This window comes from Maribacter sp. 2-571 (genome assembly GCF_050589625.1).
Taxonomy (GTDB): Bacteria; Bacteroidota; Bacteroidia; order Flavobacteriales; family Flavobacteriaceae; genus Pelagihabitans.
In genome coordinates this window covers 1-3,062 of sequence record NZ_JBNGOP010000061.1, presented here as the reverse complement: position 1 = coordinate 3,062, position 3,062 = coordinate 1, and the positions used below count along the sequence as shown (strand labels likewise).

The window sequence follows — 3,062 nt, the reverse complement described above, 5'->3', positions numbered from 1 at the left end:
GGTGCGCTGGCGAGGAAGCAGGGCAGGCCTAGGGGATTTTTGCTTTTCGCAACAATCTAGGTCTGCCCTGTGCGGGGTTATTTGTTTCCTGTTCTTTTGCGGGCGATCTCGGGATTTCTTTTTGTGTGCAGGACACCGAACACGATGACCTGTTTCTTTTCTTCATCGACTATGTAGAAGATCGCATAGGGAAAACGGTCGGTCAATGATAGCCGTAGTTCTTTATATCGGCGTTGGAAGTGTTCGGGGTACCGGCCAATATAATCGATCTGTGCGTTGACCTCCTTTTTGAGTTCTTCGCCCAGTCCTTTCCGTTGTTCGCTGTACCACTTTTTTGCTTTTTTCAGATCGTCGTGTACAATGGGCAACAACTTTACTTTGTAGCCCATTACCATTTGCTTTTAACGCCCTCCCAATCCAATAGCTCATCGGGGTTCGCTTTATGGTACTCCAATCTTTCGTCAAGGACGGCCTTATGTTCGTCGGATATCTCATAGGGAACATCGCTTACTTTTTTTCGGTACTGCAATAGGTTTTTAAAGGCCTCTATCAAGGTAGGGTCCTTCACTTCCTTGAGTTCCTTCCGTATCCATTTGATGTCGGCGTCCAGATCCATGACATTTACATTTATATCCATAACAAAGGTAATTTATATTTTATTGTTCATTTCTTGCTCCATTTGGTGCAAGTATCAAAGGGCATCACCGTAAAGCCATGCCCTTTGTGTATCATTCATTGTTTTTCAACCATTCTGCCAAGCCGTCCAGTTCCTCCCGTGGATGGCCCGCCAAGAGTATCCGGCACAGCCAGTACATGCTGTGCTCGGCCTCCTTTCTTTGGTCGTGGTCCAACTGGGTGAGCATCGCAAGGCCGTTGAGCAGGGCCTCCTGCATGTTGCCGAGCTCGCCGATGTCGGCGATCGTGAGTTTGATATAGTTTTCGTGGGTGTCCGGGTCCCGGTGCAGGGTATGGCAATACCTTTCGGTAAATTCTTGTGGATTCATAATTATGCTTTATAAGGATTTAAAAAAAATACCCGCCTTAGTTCTCCTTCTGTGCATAATGTACAGCGCAGGAGTTTCCTTAACCTGCGAACCTAGCGGGATTTTGTAAAAATACACCGTCGATTTTATATTATGCTTCAAGGAACGGATGTATTTCGGCCTAAGGACTTCTATTGTGTATTTGCATAATTGTGTTTTTAGCTTAATGGATGGTATTGGTTGACGGCCTCCTGTAGATTTTCAAGGTTGTCCTGTCGGTAACTTTCGGTCGATGATATGTATTTGTGGCCTGCGAGGTACTGTACCTTTCTGATGTTGTACCGCCCCAACCAGTTCACGATCACCGATGCCCTTAAGTGGTTCACATTGGTCACTTTACGGTTTATCTTTTTCAACCGTTTCAATATACCGACCCGTACCATATCGTTAAAATGGTTCTGTGGTATAAATAGCTTATCGTTTTCAATATGGCCGTCCTTTGCCAATCGTGGCCGTATCTCGTTGATGTATTCGAGCATATTCATGACCTGCCACGGTTTCAGCTCCATTTCCCGTGGGTTGTTCCTTCGGGTACTTGGCACATACAATTTGCCCTTGTAGAGTTCCAAGTGTTCCAACAATAGGCTCTTTAGATTGGTGGTGTTCAGTCCTTGATAGACGAGCAGCCCCGTAACGACCTTGTTTCTTTTGGCGGCCCATTTTACCTTTTGCTTGGCATATTTGCTAAAGGTTTCGGTTTCATAGGAGTAGTACAGGTCTTCGAGTTCGTCGCCGTCCAACAGGTTGTGCAATACCCGTTTTACGGCTCCCTTTACCGATACGCCCTCCAATGGGTTTTCCGGTCGGAGGCCGACGGCCGTTAGATGATCGAAGTAATTGCGCAGGGTAACGATATGGTTGTTGATGGTCTGTACGGCCATGCCCTTTTGTTGTAGGTGCTTGATATACTTTAGACCGGTCCTGTAATCGATGTTCTCGGGCCGTATGCGCTGTTTCCTTGACCAGTTCGTAAATTCCTCCAAGCGTTGCAGGTAATGGGCAATAGTGGTCTTGCTGTAATCGTTCTCTCTCAGGTGTTCTTCGTAGTCCATATTTTTTGTTCAGCTGTCGGGCTTCCCGACCAAGTGGGTGTAAATCTGGGTGCTTTAGCTCGTGTAATCTTTATTGTTTTTCAATGGAACTCGTGAAGCACGCCATTAATGTTCAGTCTTTCAATATGTGTGTATAGATTTGCGTGCTTTCCAATGAGGCATGGCCCAAGAATTGTTGTATGTCCTCTATTTTCATGCCCGCTTGTAAAAAGTGTGTGGCGATGCTGTGGCGCAGCATATGGGGCGTTACCTTCTTTTGCCTTAATTCTTCGTTACCGGTGGCATCCACTATTTGCCTTAGGTTGTGTTCCAGGGCCGCACCGCTCATCCTATCGCTCCTTCGGCTCAAAAAGACGTATTCGCTTTCCGAGGCCTTTTTAAAGTCCATCCGTGCATCGAGGACATAGTCCTCCATTAGCTTTAGATTGTAATGGTTGATGGGTACGAACCGTTCCTTGTAGTTCTTGCCCTTGCGAACGAATACCCGTTCCCTGTCCCATAAAATATCGTTCAGCATCAGGTTGATGACCTCGTTCCTGCGCATCCCCAAGCTGTAAAGGCAGACCAACAATGCTTTTTGCCTTGCCCTGAACCGTGGCAGTCCGTGACTGTGTTCGGTGGCCTTGAACAGTTGCTCGATCTCTGCTTGGGTGCAGTATCTTATCCTTCCTTCTTGCGCTTTCTCCCTTTTTATATGGATCTTAAAAGGCGTAGAATTGTGCTTTATCAGGTATTCCCTGAACTTCCTGATCGCCTGTTGGTGATGGTTGAGCGAACTGGCCGATAGCGCGCCCGACCTTGTTTTGTTGCCCCGTGTCCTTAGATGGCCATAATACTCCTTAACGGTTTCTTTTTGGACAGTGTTTATTTTGGTATGCCCGTGTCGTTCGAGCCAATGGAAGAACTCGCAAAGGTGGTGGGGATAGTTCTTTTGCATGGAACCGCTGTAGCCCAACACGTCCATCCA

Annotated in this window: 5 protein-coding genes; all 5 read right to left on the bottom strand. The window is 46.9% G+C overall.

Annotated elements, in window-relative coordinates; translation table 11 throughout:
• Positions 1–77: 77 nt before the first annotated feature.
• Positions 78–389, bottom strand: a complete 312-nt coding sequence (locus ACRD7P_RS20840) for a type II toxin-antitoxin system RelE/ParE family toxin (protein WP_430909728.1) — start codon at positions 387–389, stop codon at positions 78–80.
• Positions 389–637 (bottom strand): addiction module protein, encoded by a 249-nt coding sequence (locus tag ACRD7P_RS20835; RefSeq protein WP_430909727.1) that lies wholly within the window; start codon positions 635–637, stop codon positions 389–391. Before ACRD7P_RS20835 ends, ACRD7P_RS20840 begins: the two co-directional genes overlap by 1 nt.
• 91 nt (positions 638–728) lie before the next feature.
• The gene (locus ACRD7P_RS20830; RefSeq protein ID WP_430909726.1) at positions 729–1,004 is read right to left on the bottom strand and encodes a hypothetical protein; all 276 of its coding nucleotides are present in this window, start codon (positions 1,002–1,004) and stop codon (positions 729–731) included.
• A gap of 197 nt (positions 1,005–1,201) precedes the next feature.
• Positions 1,202–2,095, bottom strand: coding sequence for a tyrosine-type recombinase/integrase (locus ACRD7P_RS20825; protein WP_430909725.1), 894 nt, complete (start codon positions 2,093–2,095; stop codon positions 1,202–1,204).
• Between the two features lie 112 nt (positions 2,096–2,207).
• Positions 2,208–3,062 (bottom strand): tyrosine-type recombinase/integrase (locus tag ACRD7P_RS20820; RefSeq protein ID WP_430909724.1); only part of this gene is annotated, 855 nt, incomplete at its 5' end.

Bases quoted from the DNA above. Each gene is read 5' to 3' on its own strand.
- ACRD7P_RS20840 (WP_430909728.1), bottom strand. From the start codon at position 389: ATGGGCTACAAAGTAAAGTTGTTGCCCATTGTACACGACGATCTGAAA.
- ACRD7P_RS20830 (WP_430909726.1), bottom strand. From the start codon at position 1,004: ATGAATCCACAAGAATTTACCGAAAGGTATTGCCATACCCTGCACCGG.
- ACRD7P_RS20825 (WP_430909725.1), bottom strand. From the start codon at position 2,095: ATGGACTACGAAGAACACCTGAGAGAGAACGATTACAGCAAGACCACT.
- ACRD7P_RS20835 (WP_430909727.1), bottom strand. From the start codon at position 637: ATGGATATAAATGTAAATGTCATGGATCTGGACGCCGACATCAAATGG.